This window comes from Streptomyces sp. NBC_00435 (assembly GCF_036014235.1).
Taxonomy (GTDB): Bacteria; Actinomycetota; Actinomycetes; order Streptomycetales; family Streptomycetaceae; genus Streptomyces.
In genome coordinates, this window is record NZ_CP107924.1 from 3903557 (window position 1) to 3918902 (window position 15346).

Here is a 15346-nt window from a genome sequence, read left to right on the forward strand (position 1 = left end):
AGGTCGGGTCAGCCCGCCGGCGGGCCGGCGGGCAGCGCGGCGGCCAGGGCGGCGAGGAAGGTCACGACCTCCGAGGGGCCGGACAGCGTCAGGTCCGCGCGGGAGGCGAGCTCCGGGACCTCCGCCGAGCCACTGCACAGGAGCAGCCCCGGCAGCCCCTCCGTCCGCAGCTTCTCCACCGCCGAGTACGCCGCCAGATCCCCGAGGTCGTCCCCGGCGTACAGGACGGCCGAGGCCCGCACCTCCGCGAGGTACTCCGTGAGCGCGACGCCCTTGTCCATCCCGGGCGGCCGCAGTTCCAGTACGGCCCGGCCCGGTTCCACCATCAGGCCGTGGCGGGCGGCCAGCCCCGCCAGTGGCTCGCGCAGGGCCTCGAAGGCCGCCACCGGGTCATCGGCGCGCCGGGTGTGGACCGCCAGCGCCTGGCCCTTCTCCTCGATCCAGGTCCCGCGCCACGCGCCGATCGCGTCCAGGAAGCCGGGCAGCTCCGCCCGGAGCGCCGCGACCCCCGGATGCTCGGCCGGGGCGTGGACCGTACCGCTCACGGCGTCCCACCGCTCGGCCCCGTAGTGGCCGAGGACGACGAGGTGTTCCAGCCCGGGGACCCCGGCGAAGCCTCCGTAGCGCACGGCGACGCCGGCCGGCCGGCCGGTGACGACGGCGACGGATCCCACCCGGGGGGCGAGCGCGGAGAGCGCTGCGACGGCTCCGGGATGGGCCCGGGCCTGGTCCGGGTCGGGAACGATGTCGGCGAGGGTGCCGTCGAAGTCGAGGGCGACGACGGAGCGGTGCGGTGCGCGGAGGAGGGCTTCGAGGCCCTCGCGTCCGGCGGCGGTGACGGGCATCGGCAGATCGTGCGGATGGCTCCCCATACGCTCGACCCTAACGGCCGATCCGGGCCACGGCTACGGCGCGCGGCAGCCGCTACCGACGCGACCGCTGGGCTTCGCGGATCCGCCGCAGCCGGTTCACCGTGCCCGGCGCGTGCTCCAGCGCCCTCGGGTCGTCCATGAGCGCGTTGAGCAGCTGGTAGTAGCGGACCGGGGGCATCCCCAGTCCTTCCCGTATGGCCCGCTCCTTGGCCCCGGGCCCGGGCCAGGTGCGGCCTTCGTAGGCGAGTACCGCGGCTTCGTCGGGGCTGAGCCCGGCCGCCGGCCGCCCCTCGTCCGCGTCCGTCATACCGCCAGATTAACGCCGCCCACCGACAGCCACCCGGCAGCGCTCCGGCCGCCGACGGGCCGCCGCCGGACAGCGCCCCGTACGCCGGGCCTCAGCGCGAGTCCGCCTTGCGTGCCGCGTCCGCGATGTCGCCGAGGACCTTCGCGGGCTGTCCGCCCGGCTGCACGCTCTTGCCGATGTTCTGCTTGATGTCCTCGCTCACGGCTGCCCAGGACTTCTTGCCGACCGGGTAGAGCCGTGCGTTCGGCAGCGCCTGCAGGAAGGTCCTCAGCTGCGCGGACGAGCCGCCGGTGCGGGCCGCCATCGCGCGGGAGCCGCTGGTGGTGACGGGGAGCAGGTCGTACTTCTCGGTGAAGGCCGTCACGTTGTTCGGCTCGTACATGAAGTCGAGGAACTTGCCGGACTGCCTCTTGTGGCCGTTCTTGAAGGCCATCACCCAGTCGGCGACGCCCATCGTCGAGTGGTCCGTGCCGTCGGCGGTGGGCATGGGGACCATGCCGTACTTCACGCCCTTCTCGGTGGCCTGCTTGAGGAGCGTCGAGTGCCCGTTGAGCATGCCGACCTCGCCGCGCGAGAAGGAGTCGAAGGCGGCCTGCCGGTCCAGCTTTCCCGGCTCGACGGGGCCGGTCAGGCCTCCGCCGACGAGCTTGTCGCGCAGGTACTCGAGGGTCTTGACGTTGTCCGGGGAGTCGATCGCGTACGCCTCCTCGTTGTCGCTGTAGCCGCCGCCGCCGGCGAGCAGCCACTGCAGCGTCTCGCCCTGGGCCTCCTCGCGGCCCAGGGGCAGCGCGAAGGGGGTCGGGACGCCGGCCGCCTTGAGCTTCCTGGCGGCCGACTCCAGGTCCGCCCAGCTCTTGGGCTGCCAGGCGGTCTTGCCGTCCTTGGGTATGACCCCGGCGTCGGCGAGCAGCTTCTCGTTGTAGAACATCAGCCGGGTGCTGGCCACGAAGGGCATGCCGTACTGGACGCGCTTGACCTTGCCCGCGTCGGCGAGCGGGGCGAGGAAGTCGGCCTCGGTCGTCACGGAGAGCAGTTCGTCGGCGGAGTACAGCTTGCCCTCGGCCGCGTAGTCGGCGTAGGCGCCGATCTGGGCCACGTCGGGGGCCTTGCCGGCCTTGACCATCTCGGCGACCTTGGCGTCGACCTCGGACCAGGAGTAGACGTCGACCTGGACCTTGATGCCGGGGTTGGCCTTCTCGAAGGCGGCCGCGAGGGACTTCCAGTAGCCCTTCGAGGAGTTCTCCGGATTGTCCCCGTAGTCGGCCGCCACGACCCGCAGGGTGACCTCGTTGTCTCCGGTGAGGCCCGGCAGGGCTCCGCAGCCGGTCAGTGTCACGGCGGTCAGGCACAGTGCGAGCCCGGACACGGCGAGGTTCAGCTTTCGGGCCTTCACAGTTCTCGTTCCACCCCAGGTTGTTCCGTACGATTCGCGTAAAGGTCTACACCACTTCCGCGCCCGGTCAACATCCGGACCCGAACGCACACACGACCCCCACGCGCCACCCGCGAACCTACCAAGGTCCTGAATTTGTATGGTCACTCAACAATCCAACTCAGTGGACTAGACCTTTGCCCTCCGATCACGCGAGACTGTCAACCGTGAAACCCGTGAAACACGTCATCGCCCTCGATGTGGGCGGCACTGGGATGAAGGCCGCCCTCGTCGCCGCCGACGGCACCCTGCTGCACGAGGCACGCCGCGCCACCGGCCGCGAGCGGGGCGCCGAAGCCGTCGTCGAGACGATCCAGGACTTCGCCGCCGAGCTCCTCGAGCTCGGCCGCGAGCGGTACGCCACCACCGCCTCCGCGGCCGGTGTCGCCGTACCCGGCATCGTCGACGCCGAGAACGGGATCGCCGTCTACGCGGCGAACCTGGGCTGGCGCGACGTCCCGATGCGCGAACTGCTCGGCAGACGCCTCGGCGGGATCCCCGTGGCGCTGGGCCACGACGTCCGCACGGGCGGACTCGCCGAAGGCCGCATCGGCGCGGGCCGCGGCGCCGACCGCTTCCTGTTCGTGCCCCTCGGCACCGGCATCGCCGGAGCGATCGGCATCGCCGGCCGCATCGAGGCCGGCGCGCACGGGTACGCGGGCGAGATCGGCCACATCGTGGTCCGCCCCGGCGGACCCGCGTGCGGCTGCGGCCAGTACGGCTGCCTGGAGACCCTCGCCTCCGCCTCCGCCGTCAGCCGCGCCTGGGCGGCCGCCTCCGGCGACCCCGAGGCGGACGCCGCCGACTGCGCCAAGGCCGTCGAATCCTGCGACGAGCGCGCCCGGGAGGTGTGGCTCACCGCCATCGGCGCCCTCGCCGACGGGCTGGTCACCGCGATCACCCTGCTGGACCCGCGCACGCTGATCATCGGTGGCGGACTGGCCGAGGCCGGGGAAACCTTGTTCACACCACTACGGACGGCCGTGGAGGAACGCGTGACGTTCCAGCGGCTGCCCCACATCGTTCCGGCCGCCCTAGGGGACACCGCCGGATGCCTGGGTGCAGGGCTGCTCGCCTGGGATCTACTCGCCACGGAGGTACCTGCCTGATGTCCGGAAGCGCACATGTGGGCCGCAGCACCGTTCTCTCCGGTGCGAACGTGGTGCTGCCCACCGGCACCGTGAAGGGCGGACGCCTCATCGTCGAGGGCGAGCGCATCGCCGGCAGCACCGACGAGAACGCGACCGTGGCCGACCTGTCCGGGCACTGGATCGTCCCCGGCTTCGTCGACATGCACAACCACGGCGGCGGCGGCGCCTCCTTCACCTCCGGCACCGCCGAGGAGGTGCTCAAGGGCGTACGGACCCACCGCGAGCACGGCACCACCACCCTGGTCGCCTCCACCGTCACCGGAGACCTCGACGAGCTCGCCCGACGGGCCGGGCTGCTCGCCGAGCTGACCCAGCAGGGCGACATCGCGGGCATCCACTTCGAGGGGCCGTTCATCAACCCCTGCCGCAAGGGCGCGCACAAGGAGGACCTGCTGCGCGACCCCGACCCGGCCGAGGTCCGCAAACTGATCGACGCCTCGCACGGCGCCGCCCGCATGTTCACCCTGGCCACCGAGCTCCCGGGCGGCCTGGACTCCGTACGGCTGCTGGCCGAGCACGGGGTCATCGCCGCGATCGGCCACACCGACTCCACCTACGAGCAGACGCTCCAGGCCATCGACGCCGGCGCGACCGTGGCCACCCACCTCTACAACGCGATGCCGGGCCTGGAGCACCGCGCCCCGGGCCCCATCGCGGCGCTGCTGGAGGACGAGCGGGTCACCGTCGAGCTGATCAACGACGGCACCCACCTGCACCCGGCCATGCTGGAGCTGGCCTTCCACCACGCGGGCGCGCACCGCGTGGCGCTGATCACCGACGCGATGGACGCGGCCGGCTTCGGCGACGGGATCTACCACCTCGGCCCGCTGGAGGTCGAGGTCAAGGAGGGCGTCGCCCGCCTGGTCGAGGGCGGCTCCATCGCGGGCTCCACCCTCACCCTGGACACCGCCTTCAAGCGGTCCGTCACCCTCGACAGGCTCCCCGTCGAGTCCGTGGTCCAGGCGATCTCCGCCAACCCGGCCAGGCTGATCGGCGTCTACGACCAGGTCGGCTCGCTGGAGCCCGGCAAGTACGCGGACCTCGTCGTCCTCGACGCCGCCTTCGACGTCAAGGGCGTGATGCGGCGCGGCGAATGGATCGTCGACCCGCTCGCGGCGCGGGGCTGAGCAGGAGCGGCCCTGGGCACAAGCGGGGCTGAGCGAAGCGGCTCCGAGCGAAGCGGCCGGCCCGCGGTACTGGGCCGGCCGCCCTCCGTTTGGCATGCTGTGCCCTGCAAACCGGCGGCACACACCGAGACCGGGGCCCGCCATGATCCTGACCGTGACGCTCAACACCGCCCTCGACGTCATCTACCGCGTACCGAGGCTGCTCGCGCACGCCTCGCACCGCGTGAGCGACGTCACCGAACGCGCCGGCGGCAAGGGCCTCAACGTCGCCCGCGTCCTGGCCGCGACCGGCCACGAGGTGACCGCCACGGGCTTCGCGGGCGGCCGCACGGGAGCCCTCGTACGCGAACTGCTCGCCGGCTCCCCCGGCGTGCGCGACGAGCTGGTCCCCTGCGCGGGCACCACCCGCCGCACCCTCGCCGTCGTCGACGAGGCCTCCGGAGACACCACGCAGTTCAACGAGCCGGGCCCGCCGATCACCACCGCCGAGTGGTCGCGGTTCCTCTCCCGCTACGAGGCCCTGCTGGCGGGCGACGCCCGCGCGGTGGCCCTGTGCGGCAGCCTGCCCCCGGGCGTACCCGTCGGGGCCTACGCCGTCCTGGTACGGGCGGCCCGCGCGGCCGGTGTGCCCGTACTCCTGGACACCAGCGGGGAAGCCCTGCGCCGGGGGGTCGCCGCCCGGCCCGACATGATCAAACCGAACGCCGCCGAACTCGCCGAGCTGACCGGCTCCCGGGACCCCTTGCCCGCCACCCGGGACGCCCGGCGGCGCGGAGCCCACGCGGTGATCACCTCGCTGGGCCCGGGCGGCCTGCTCGCCACCACCGCCGGAGGCACCTGGCAGGCGGCCCCGCCCCGGACCCTGGCGGGCAACCCCACCGGTGCCGGGGACTCCGCGGTCGCGGGCCTGCTCTCCGCGCTCACCGAAGGCCTGGACTGGCCGGACCGCCTCACCCGCGCGGTAGCCCTCTCGGCGGCCACCGTCGCCGCCCCCACCGCGGGAGAATTCGACCCCCGCACCTACGAGGAGGTACGGGGGTCGGTGAAGGTGACGGCCGTGCCGGCCGTGACGGCCGGCTAGCGCCGGAGCACGGTCAGCGCTTCTCCAGCACGAACTGGTCGATGATCGCCTCGCAGGAGTTCCCCTGCTCGCAGGAGATCTTGATGGTGTTCGTGCCCTTCTTGAGGTCCACGTAGGAGTAGGTGTTGGTCCAGCCCTTGGTCCAGTCACCCTCCGACGCCTTCGCGAAGTTCTTCATGTTGATCGGCCGGCTCTGCACGGAGCCGTTGATCGCCAGCGTCATGTTGGCGTCCTTGCCGGGCACGCCGTACAGCGTCCGGAAGGTGTACTCGCCGTCCTTGGGCACCTCGAGCGTCCAGGTCACCGCGGCGCCCAACTGGTTGAAGTTGCCGACGTACTGGCCGCCCGCGCTCTTCGCGCCCTGCACCGCGCTCTGCAGCGTCGCACCACCGCTGATCACCATGCCCGAGCCGCCCGCGTCGCCCTTGGGCAGCGGGGCGTCCGGGGACGCGGAGCCGCTCGGCTGCGTCGAGGGGGTCGTCACGGGGCCCGACTGGCTCTGGCCGGGGTTCGCGGTGTTCTTGCCCTTGTCGGGATCGTCCTTCCCGAAGACCACCGCCGCACCGATGCCGATCGCCACCGCGGCCACCACCGCGACGGCCGCGATGAGCAGGCCCTTGCGGCTGGACCCGCCGCCGTGACCAGCGCCGTGACCGCCGGGCAGCGGGACGGACTGGGTGTACTGCGGGGGCTGCTGCTGCGGCGGAACGCCGTAGCCGCCCGCCTGGAGCGCCTCGGGGGCCTGGTACTGCGCCTGGTAGCCCGGGGACTGCTGCTGCGGCGGAACCTGCCCGCGCTGGCCGCCGTAGGGCCGGTCGCCGACCGTGCGCACCTGGTTGTACGAGGTCCGGGGCACGCCCGGCTGCGCGGCGCCCGACTGACCGCCGACCGTGGATCCGGGATAGCCGTACCCACCGCCCTGCCCGGGCGGGGTGGCTCCGGCGGCCTGGCCGTCCGCGTAGAGATAGCCGAACGGGTCGTCGTCCTCGGGCTTGTTCGCCCCACTGTTCGGGCCGTTGTTCGCGGGCGTCGTCATCGCAGGTCACTCCTTTCGACCCCGGGGAGCCTACCCCGAACAGGTGCGCCCACGAGCGGCGCTCAGACTCACCCGGCCCGGCGGTGCGCCTTCGACCGGGAGCGCTTCTCGATGTACATGCGCTGGTCGGCGGAGCGCAGGACCTCGTCCGCGGACATGCCGCAGCTGGCCCAGCCGATGCCGAAACTCGCTCCCACCCTTACCGCACGACCGTCCACCCTGATCGGCGGGATGATCGCGTTGCGCAGGCGCACGGCGAGGTCGGCGGCGTCCGCCGCCCCCAGCCCGTCGGCCAGCACGACGAACTCGTCCCCACCCAGCCGGGCGACCGTGTCCCCGTCCCTGACACCGGTCGTCAGCCGCCGGGCGACCTCGATCAGGACCGCGTCGCCGGTGTGGTGCCCGAACCGGTCGTTGATCGACTTGAAGCCGTCGAGGTCGCAGAAGAGCACCGCGAGCCCCTTCGTACCGTCGTCGATGTCGGTCGCCGGCGCGACCGTGTGCACGTGGTGGTCGTACGGGCCCACCGCGGCCGAGCCGCCGCCCGGTGAGCCGGGGCCGCCCTGACCGCCGGGGAACTCGAAGGGCTCGGGGAAACCGTCCGGCCGGAAGCCGTGCTCGGCCTGGTCTCCGGGGGCGCCCTCCCCCGCGGGCCGGGTCTCGAAGGCGGCGTCCAGCGCCTCCACGGCGGTGGCGCGCACGGACTGCGGCCGGCGGCACAGCCGGGCCCCGAGCCGGGAGCGCAGCTCGGCGCTGTTGGGCAGGCCGGTCAGCGAGTCGTGGCTGGCCCGGTGGGCGAGCTGGAGCTCGTGCCGCTTGCGCTCCTCGATGTCCTCGACGTGGGTCAGCAGGAAGCGCGGGCCGTCCGCGGCGTCCGCGACGACGGAGTTGCGCAGCGAGACCCAGACGTAGGTGCCGTCGCGCCGCCCGAGGCGCAGCTCGGCGCGGCCGCCCTCGGCGGAGGTGCGCAGCAGGGTGCCGATGTCCTCGGGGTGGACGAGGTCGGAGAAGGAGTAGCGGCGCAGCACGGAAGCGGGCCGGCCCAGCAGCCGGCACAGCGCGTCGTTGGTGCGCAGGAGGCGGCCGTGCTGGTCGCCGCCCATCTCGGCGATGGCCATGCCGCTGGGCGCGTACTCGAAGGCCTGGCGGAACGACTCTTCACTGGCGCGCAGGGCCTGCTGCTCGCGCTCCAGCCGGACCAGGGCCCGCTGCATGTTCGCGCGCAGCCTGGCGTTGCTGATCGCGATGGCGGCCTGGAAGGCGTACATCTGGAGGGCTTCGCGGCCCCAGGCGCCGGGTCGGCGGCCGTTGCGCGGGCGGTCCACGGAGACGACGCCGAGCAGTTCGCCGCCGGAGGCGTACATGGGGGCGTAGAGCCGGTCCTCGGGGTGCCATTCGTCCTCGAACCGCGGGTCGGGGCCGTCCGTGTGCCACTGGGGGACGTCGTCCTCCATGAGGACCCAGCCCTCGGTGTGCGGGATGAAGCGCAGGCCGTCCCAGTTCTCACCCATCGTCAGACGGCGTTCCCAGGAGGCGCGCGAGCCGACGCGGCCGGTGATCAGGGCTTCGGCCGCGGGGTCGCCGGCGAAGGCGGCGACGACGAGATCTCCGTCAGGGCGTACCAGGTTGACACAGGCGAGTTGGTAACCGAGGCCCACGACGATGCCGTCCACGACGGTCTGCAGAGTGTCCGCCAGGCTCCGGGCCGTATTGAGCTCGGCCACCACCTGGTGCAGCTGCCGCAGGGTCGCAAGACGGACGTACGGCTCCGACTCGGTCTCCATTGCTCGCTCTCCCCGAGACCTCGACAGCAACTCCAGGTATGTCATCGGCGTTTCGTTGCGGTGTCCCGTCCACTGAATCACAGTGAGCTGTGCGGCAGGTACACAGGGTCAACAAATCTTGCTCTCTGTGACTCAAGTCACATCAGATGAATAAAGGTGCACGTGTCACTGGTCCGTTGCCGACGCTCCACCGGCCGGATTCCCGGAAGCAAACGATACGCCCGGCCCCGGGGCGGCCTAGGTCGACGGGCCGGGGCGCGACTCGGACCTCAGCCCGATGCGCCGCGCGAGGGGGCGACAGTAGCGTCCACACCGTGCCCCATACGACCCCCGTGACAACACTTCCCGCCACCGCACCCCATGCTGAGGGTGTGAGCAACGACGAGTTCCGGGCCGCCATGTCCCGACTGGCGGCGGGCGTGTGCCTGATCACCGCGCACGAGCCCCCACTGTCGGCCGGCGGCCCGCGCGGCGAGGACGTCGGCATGACGGCGACCGCCTTCATGTCCGTGTCCCTGGACCCGCCGCTGGTCCTCGTCAGCGTCCGCGAGGGCTCCCGCATGGACGACCTGCTGGCGGAACAGCCGCTGTGGTCGGTGTCGGTCCTCGCAGACCACCAGCTCCAGATCGCCAGCCGCTTCTCCATGAAGGCCCGCATCAGCGACCGGCTGCTCTTCGCGGAGCTGCCGTGGGCGCGTGGCGAGGTCTCCGGCGCCCCACTCCTGTCGGAGGCCCTGGCCACCCTCGAGTGCCGTACGGAGAACCGCGTCGAGGCGGGCGACCACACCCTGGTCATCGGCCGCGTCCTGACCGCCGCCCAGCCGTCGCCGGACTCCCCGCCGCTGACGTACTTCCGGGGGCGCTACCGGCACCTGGCCCCGTAGGGTCCCCGCGCGGGAGCGCGCTACCAGTCCCGCGCGCTGCGCCCCCGCTTGGTCTCGCCGCGGGCCTTCTTCTCGCGCAGCCGCCGCTCGTTGATGCCCCGGGGGATCTTCGTCGCCCGGCGCGCCTTCGGCGGCGGCGCCGTGGCCTCCGCCAGCAGCGAGGTCAGCCGCACCAGCGCCATCTCCCGGTTGCGCAGCTGCGAGCGGTGCTCGGAGGCCCGTACCGTCACCACCCCGTCCACCAGGCGGGACGCGAGCCGCTCCAGCGCCCGCTCCTTCCACACGTCGGGCAGCGACTTCGTCGCCGCGACGTCGAAGAGGAGCTCCACGCGCGAGTCCGAGGTGTTCACGTGCTGGCCGCCCGGCCCGGAGGACCGCGAAAAGCGCCAGGCGAGCTCGCCCTCGGGGAGCACGACGGAACCGCGGATGACATAGGGACCAGGCATGCCCCCTATGATCCGTCCTCCGCCCCGGCCCCGTCACCCGCATTTCGCGGCGGAACCGGGCCGGTCAATCCACGAAATCCGGAACCTACCGCCCCTCTCCCCGCGTTATGGAGGGCAGCGGTAACTTGGGCACTCTCGCGGTCCACGACCGAGTGGGACCGAGCGAGACCAAGCGGGACTTAGGAAGGGACACCAGTCACCATGGCAGTAAGCCTCTCCAAGGGCGGAAACGTCTCGCTCAGCAAGGAGGCCCCGGGCCTCGCGGCCGTCACCGTCGGCCTCGGCTGGGACGTACGCACGACGACCGGTGTCGACTTCGACCTGGACGCCTCCGCCATCGCGGTCACCGCGCTCGGCAAGGTCGTCTCCGACGGCCACTTCGTCTTCTTCAACAACAAGTCCACCCCGGACCAGACCATCGTCCACACCGGTGACAACCGCACCGGCGAGGGCTCCGGCGACGACGAGGCCATCAACGTCAACCTCGCCGGCCTCCCGGCCGATGTGGACAAGATCGTCTTCCCGGTCTCCATCTACGACGCCGAGACCCGCAGCCAGAACTTCGGCCAGGTCCGCAACGCCTACATCCGCGTGGTGAACCAGGCCGGCGGCGCCGAGATCGCCCGCTACGACCTCTCCGAGGACGCGGCGACCGAGACCGCCATGGTCTTCGGCGAGCTCTACCGCAACGGCGCCGAGTGGAAGTTCCGCGCCGTCGGCCAGGGCTACGCCTCGGGCCTGACCGGCATCGCCCAGGACTTCGGCGTCAACGTCTGACCGTCCCACCCCGGGCGGCCCACCCCGCCCGGCCGACGTCACCACGACGTCATCGCAGCTGAAGCCCCCTCCCGGCCGTCCGGGGAGGGGGCTTCGCTACCGTTCGGTACGTGATCCTCATGCCGCTCGCCCCCGTCGAGGACGGCGCCCTGCCGGGCCCGGTCCTCACCGAAATCGCCACGCTCTACGCGACCAACCACGCGTTCTTCGAGCTCAGCGGCGATTTCCCCGACCCCGGCCGCATCACGGTCGAACAGGTCGCAGCCGCCCTCGCCGACGAGCTCGCCCACGACGGTGCCGAGGTCCTCCTCGCCCGCTCGGCCGGACGCCTCGTGGGCCTGGCCGCCACCCTCGCCCATCATCCGGACCCGGCCGTCGAGGACCCGGACCCGTGGATCGGCCTGCTGCTCATCGACGCCACCACGCACCGCGAAGGCCACGGCCGGGCCGTGGTCGCCCTCGTCGAGGAACGCTTCCGCGCCGCCGGACGCACGGGCGTGCGCATCGCCGTACTCGACGCCAACGAGAAGGGCCTCGCGTTCTGGCGGGCCCAGGGCTACGAGGTCCTGCGCCAGGCGGCCGACCGCGAGGCGGGCCGCCCCTGCACGGTCCTGCGCAAGACGCTGTAGCCGCGCTCCGGCCGGAAAGCCCCGGTCAGGCGCCCTACGGGGCCTTCGGCCGGCCCGTCCCGTACAGCCAGACGTCCCAGACCTTCCTCAGGTCGTGGCCCGTCCGCTCCTGCGCGTAGGCGGTGAAATCGGCCGTACTCGCGTTCCCGTGCCGGTGGTCGGCGGCCCAGCCCCGCAGCAGGGCGAAGAACTTCTCGTCGCCGACCTCCTGCCGGACCCGCTGCAGGACCATCGCCCCACGCCCGTACACCGGGGCCGAGGAAATGTCCTTCGGCCCCGGCGGGGCGGCCGGCGGGAAGGCGTCCCAGGCGGAGTCCGCCGCCTCGTCCACGTCGGTGTCTCCGGCGAGATAGGCGTCGAAGTGCTGCTGCGCGCCCGGCCCGCCGTGATCCTCCGACCACAGCCACTCGGCGTACGTCGCGAAGCCCTCGTTGAGCCACATGTCCTTCCAGGACTTCGGCGACACCGAGTCCCCGAACCACTGGTGGGCCAGCTCGTGCAGGAGCAGCTCCTCGCTGCCCGGCGCCCCGGAGAAGACCGGCCGGGTCTGCGTCTCCAGCGCGTAGCCGAGGGTCCGCGCGGGCAGCACGATCGCACCGGTCGAGGAGAAGGGGTACGGGCCGAACCGGCCGTTGCCCCACTCCACCATCTCGGGCAACCGCGCGAGCACGGCCGCGCTCGCCGCCGCTTCCCCGGGCGCGACCGCGGTGTGGACGGGGATCCCGGAGGCGGTCCGCCCGGTCGACACCTCGAACTTCCCCACGGCCACGGTCGCCAGATAGCTCGCCATCGGCTCCGCGCAGTGCCAGGCGAACACGGTCCGCCCGTCCCCATCCTCGCGCCGCGAACGCAACTCGCCGTTGGACACGGCCTCGTACCCCTTGGGGACGGTCACCGTGATGTCGTAGGTCGCCTTGTCGCTCGGGTGGTGGTTCCCCGGGAACCAGGCCATCGACCCGACGGGCTCACCGACACCGACCGCGCCCTCACCGCCCGCGAGGGCGATCCAGCCCTCCTGGGAGCCGTCGGGATCGGTGACGGCCCGCGGCCTGCCGGCGTAGTCGATCTCCGTACGGAACACCTCGCCGCGCTCCAGGTCGTCGGCGGGCCGCACGGTCAGCTCGTTGCCGGTCCGGTTGAACCGGGCCCCCTCGCCCTGCACGCTCACGCTCTCGACGTCGAGCCCGCGGAGGTCGAGGTTGAAGGAGCTGAGCCCCTGCTCGGCCCGGGCCGTGATCACGGCCGTGGCGTGCAACCGGCCGTCGGCCGGGTCGTAGTCCAGGTCCAGCGCGTAGTGCTCGACCTGGTAGCCGCCGTTGCCGGCCTTCGGGAAGTACGGGTCGCGCACCCCCGACGCACCCGGCCGCCCGTGCACGGTCTTCCCCGTACAGCCCGTGGTGAGGGCGATCAGGGTGACGACGGCAAGGGCGGCGAGGCGGGAGGGAAGACGGTGACGCACATGTTCGAGACTACGTGCTGTGACCCGTGGGACGGCTACTTGTCGAGGGCGTCCACACCGGCCTTGGCGAACTTCTCGTCCAGGTCACCGCTCGGAGCGCCGGCCACACCGATGCCCGCGACCGGGGCGCCCTTGGCCTGGACGGGGGTACCACCGCCGAGGAACAGGGTGCCGGGGATGTCCTTCAGGTTCGGGGTCTGCGCCAGACGGCCCGCGAGCACCGAGGTCGGGGCGTTCCAGGACACGGCCGTGAAGGCCTTGCGCTGCGCCGACTCGTAGGACTGCGGGCCCGCGCCGTCGCCGCGCAGCGTGACGATGGTGTTGCCGTTGCGGTCGACGACCGCGACGGTCACCTTCTGGTTCTCCTTCTCGGCGGCCTCCAGCGCGGCCTGGGCGGCGCGGGTGGCGGCGTCGACGGTGAGGTGCGTGGAGGTGGTGAAGTTCCTGTCGCTGTCCTTCTTCGCGGCGGCGGCGGCCGGGGCGGCGGCCGGGGCAGGGGCGGCGTTGGCGCTGACCGCGCCGAAGGCTCCGGCACCGAGGGCGACGGCGAGGGCGGTACCGGTGAGAACGCGGGTGCGGGTGTTCATGTCTGCGGCTCCTGTGAACGTCGGCTGTGTACGTCGGCACGGCGGGCTGACTACGGGCTGGCTGGCTGGCCGTCCTGCCGTTGCTCCAACCCTCTCCCGGCCACCCCGCTCCCCCCGTCCCCGTACCGGCTCCCAACGCCCACCCCACCGGTTGACCCCGGGGTCGACCGATCGGCTGATGCGGAACGCTCCCGCCGACGGCTTACCTGACTTGTCCGGCCCCACTGGCGTCCGGACGGGGGCTGGCGTCAGCCGAATCCAGCCCCGCCGGCGTTCGAGGCGCGGGGTCTGGGGCGCAGCCCCAGGAGCCTCGGGCGCGACCCGGGCTCGCACGGGTCCGGGCGGAGCCCGGGGAACGGGCGAAGGGGCGAAGGGCGGGTAGGGGACCAGCCCCGCGCAGCGGCACCCACCCGCACCCACGACGACCCGGCACCATGGAAGCACCGCACCACCCCCAGGAGCACCCCGTGACCAGCGCGCCCCCCACGAGCCCCAAGAGCCCCGCGACCCCCGCGGCAGCGCCCGGCCCCACCCCACCCCCTCAAGACACCCGCGCGCTCTCCACGGTCATGCACACCGCCTTCTTCCTCCTCCTCGCCGCCTCCGTGGCCCGCTTCCTCCTCCGCCACCCCGGCGAACCCCGCACCCCGTGGATCATCGCCCTCGGCATCACCCTCGCCCTGCTCTACGTACTGGGCCCCGCCCTCGGCGCCACCATCGCCACCCCCACGCCCATCGCCACGCCCACCCCCACCCCGCGCCGCCTCCTGTGGCTCGGGCTGGTCGTCGCCGTCTGGGTGGTCCTCGTCGTGCTCGCGCCGAGCTTCGCCTGGTGCGCCGTCCCGCTCTTCTACACCGCGTTGCGCACCCTCCCGCCGCGCGCGGCCGTCGTCCTCGTGGCGCTGCTCACCGTCTTCGTCGTCGCGGCCCAGCTGAAGCTCTCCCGGGCGGCCTCCGAACCCTTCGACCCCAACCTCGTCCTCGCCCCGCCCGCCGTGGCAGCCCTCGCGACCGCCGTCTTCGTCCACATGGAGCGCCAGGCCCGGGCCCAGCGCGCGCTGATCGACGACCTGATCCGCACCCGCCGGGAACTCGCCGCCACCGAACGCCGCGCCGGCACCCTCGCCGAACGGCAGCGGCTGTCCATGGAGATCCACGACACCCTGGCCCAGCACCTGTCCAGCCAGCAGATGCTGCTCCAGGCCGCCGACCGCACCTGGGACACCGACCCGGCCACCGCCCGCGCACACGTCCGTACCGCCACCGACATCACCGCGCGGGGCCTCGCCGAAGCCCGCCGCCTGGTCCACGACCTCGCACCGCCCGAGCTCGCCGGCGGCGCCGGCCTCGCGGACGCCCTGCGCGCACTGGACCCGGGCCCCGGCATCGAGGTCCGCTTCCACCTGGAGGGCACCCCGGTCCCCGTGCCCGACCGCACGGAGTCCGCGCTGCTGCGGATCGCGCAGGGCGCGCTGGCGAACGTACGGGAGCACGCGGGTGCCCGTACCGCGGCCCTCACTCTGAGCTTCCTGGGCGACCAGGTCGTCCTCGACATTGCCGACGACGGCCACGGATTCCCGCAGGAAGGACCTGCCGATCCCGCGGATCCCGCGGATCCGGCACGCGGGAACCGGGGCCACGGCCTCCCCGCGATGCGGGCCCGCGTCCGTCAGCTCGGCGGCACCCTGACCATCGAATCCACCGCGGGCGAAGGCACGGTCCTCTCGGCGTCGATCCCCCTGACCCCCTGACCCCTCTGACGCCCCTGCCCTCC

At 72.8% G+C, this 15346-nt stretch carries 15 protein-coding genes; 7 read left to right on the forward strand and 8 right to left on the reverse strand.

What is annotated here, in order from left to right; genetic code table 11:
- Positions 1-8: 8 nt before the first annotated feature.
- The 3 genes from otsB to OG389_RS17820 form a co-directional block, all read right to left on the reverse strand.
- Positions 9-872: a trehalose-phosphatase gene (gene otsB, locus OG389_RS17810; protein WP_328299487.1), complete on the reverse strand. Its 864-nt coding sequence runs from the start codon at positions 870-872 to the stop codon at positions 9-11.
- A gap of 52 nt (positions 873-924) precedes the next feature.
- A complete protein-coding gene (locus OG389_RS17815) occupies positions 925-1179 on the reverse strand; it encodes a DUF3263 domain-containing protein (RefSeq protein ID WP_328299488.1) in 255 nt (84 codons plus the stop codon).
- A gap of 91 nt (positions 1180-1270) precedes the next feature.
- On the reverse strand, positions 1271-2572 hold the full coding sequence (locus OG389_RS17820; RefSeq protein ID WP_443059297.1) for an extracellular solute-binding protein: 1302 nt from the start codon (positions 2570-2572) through the stop codon (positions 1271-1273).
- 215 nt (positions 2573-2787) lie between these two features.
- On the opposite strand from OG389_RS17820, the gene OG389_RS17825 reads away from it, so the two are divergent.
- From OG389_RS17825 to OG389_RS17835, 3 genes are all read left to right on the forward strand, one after another.
- A complete protein-coding gene (locus OG389_RS17825) occupies positions 2788-3720 on the forward strand; it encodes an ROK family protein (RefSeq protein WP_328303870.1) in 933 nt (310 codons plus the stop codon).
- A complete protein-coding gene (gene nagA, locus OG389_RS17830; RefSeq protein ID WP_328299489.1) occupies positions 3720-4889 on the forward strand; it encodes an N-acetylglucosamine-6-phosphate deacetylase in 1170 nt (389 codons plus the stop codon). The genes OG389_RS17825 and nagA overlap by 1 nt, the downstream gene beginning before the upstream one ends.
- Positions 4890-5031: 142 nt before the next feature.
- Positions 5032-5970, forward strand: a complete 939-nt coding sequence (locus tag OG389_RS17835; protein WP_328299490.1) for a 1-phosphofructokinase family hexose kinase — start codon at positions 5032-5034, stop codon at positions 5968-5970.
- Between the two features lie 13 nt (positions 5971-5983).
- Here the strand turns inward: OG389_RS17835 and OG389_RS17840 are convergent, their stop codons facing one another.
- Positions 5984-7006: a CBM35 domain-containing protein gene (locus OG389_RS17840; protein WP_328299491.1), complete on the reverse strand. Its 1023-nt coding sequence runs from the start codon at positions 7004-7006 to the stop codon at positions 5984-5986.
- 68 nt (positions 7007-7074) lie between these two features.
- Positions 7075-8790, reverse strand: coding sequence for a diguanylate cyclase CdgB (gene cdgB, locus OG389_RS17845; RefSeq protein ID WP_328299492.1), 1716 nt, complete (start codon positions 8788-8790; stop codon positions 7075-7077).
- Between the two features lie 314 nt (positions 8791-9104).
- Here cdgB and OG389_RS17850 point away from each other — a divergent pair, with 314 nt between their 5' ends.
- Positions 9105-9674: a flavin reductase family protein gene (locus tag OG389_RS17850; RefSeq protein WP_328299493.1), complete on the forward strand. Its 570-nt coding sequence runs from the start codon at positions 9105-9107 to the stop codon at positions 9672-9674.
- 20 nt (positions 9675-9694) lie between these two features.
- Here the strand turns inward: OG389_RS17850 and arfB are convergent, their stop codons facing one another.
- Positions 9695-10120: an alternative ribosome rescue aminoacyl-tRNA hydrolase ArfB gene (arfB, locus tag OG389_RS17855; protein WP_328299494.1), complete on the reverse strand. Its 426-nt coding sequence runs from the start codon at positions 10118-10120 to the stop codon at positions 9695-9697.
- 201 nt (positions 10121-10321) lie between these two features.
- Here arfB and OG389_RS17860 point away from each other — a divergent pair, with 201 nt between their 5' ends.
- A complete protein-coding gene (locus tag OG389_RS17860; protein ID WP_328299495.1) occupies positions 10322-10897 on the forward strand; it encodes a TerD family protein in 576 nt (191 codons plus the stop codon).
- 119 nt (positions 10898-11016) lie between these two features.
- The gene (locus tag OG389_RS17865) at positions 11017-11526 is read left to right on the forward strand and encodes a GNAT family N-acetyltransferase (RefSeq protein ID WP_328303871.1); all 510 of its coding nucleotides are present in this window, start codon (positions 11017-11019) and stop codon (positions 11524-11526) included.
- A 34-nt stretch (positions 11527-11560) separates the two neighbouring features.
- Here OG389_RS17865 and OG389_RS17870 read toward each other — a convergent pair whose 3' ends face one another.
- Both OG389_RS17870 and OG389_RS17875 read right to left on the reverse strand, forming a co-directional pair.
- Positions 11561-12985: a M1 family metallopeptidase gene (locus OG389_RS17870; protein ID WP_328299496.1), complete on the reverse strand. Its 1425-nt coding sequence runs from the start codon at positions 12983-12985 to the stop codon at positions 11561-11563.
- A gap of 35 nt (positions 12986-13020) precedes the next feature.
- Complete coding sequence (locus tag OG389_RS17875; RefSeq protein WP_328299497.1) at positions 13021-13572, reverse strand: GlcG/HbpS family heme-binding protein; 552 nt, start codon at positions 13570-13572, stop codon at positions 13021-13023.
- 434 nt (positions 13573-14006) lie between these two features.
- Between OG389_RS17875 and OG389_RS17880 the strand changes: the two genes are divergently transcribed.
- On the forward strand, positions 14007-15323 hold the full coding sequence (locus tag OG389_RS17880; RefSeq protein WP_443059298.1) for a sensor histidine kinase: 1317 nt from the start codon (positions 14007-14009) through the stop codon (positions 15321-15323).
- Positions 15324-15346: the final 23 nt, after the last annotated feature.

Coding starts and splice junctions, on each gene's coding strand:
- cdgB (WP_328299492.1), bottom strand. CDS start 8,790: ATGGAGACCGAGTCGGAGCCGTACGTCCGTCTTGCGACCCTGCGGCAG.
- OG389_RS17875 (WP_328299497.1), bottom strand. CDS start 13,572: ATGAACACCCGCACCCGCGTTCTCACCGGTACCGCCCTCGCCGTCGCC.
- OG389_RS17835 (WP_328299490.1), top strand. CDS start 5,032: ATGATCCTGACCGTGACGCTCAACACCGCCCTCGACGTCATCTACCGC.
- nagA (WP_328299489.1), top strand. CDS start 3,720: ATGTCCGGAAGCGCACATGTGGGCCGCAGCACCGTTCTCTCCGGTGCG.
- arfB (WP_328299494.1), bottom strand. CDS start 10,120: ATGCCTGGTCCCTATGTCATCCGCGGTTCCGTCGTGCTCCCCGAGGGC.
- OG389_RS17815 (WP_328299488.1), bottom strand. CDS start 1,179: ATGACGGACGCGGACGAGGGGCGGCCGGCGGCCGGGCTCAGCCCCGAC.
- otsB (WP_328299487.1), bottom strand. CDS start 872: ATGGGGAGCCATCCGCACGATCTGCCGATGCCCGTCACCGCCGCCGGA.
- OG389_RS17840 (WP_328299491.1), bottom strand. CDS start 7,006: ATGACGACGCCCGCGAACAACGGCCCGAACAGTGGGGCGAACAAGCCC.
- OG389_RS17865 (WP_328303871.1), top strand. CDS start 11,017: ATGCCGCTCGCCCCCGTCGAGGACGGCGCCCTGCCGGGCCCGGTCCTC.
- OG389_RS17860 (WP_328299495.1), top strand. CDS start 10,322: ATGGCAGTAAGCCTCTCCAAGGGCGGAAACGTCTCGCTCAGCAAGGAG.
- OG389_RS17880 (WP_443059298.1), top strand. CDS start 14,007: ATGGAAGCACCGCACCACCCCCAGGAGCACCCCGTGACCAGCGCGCCC.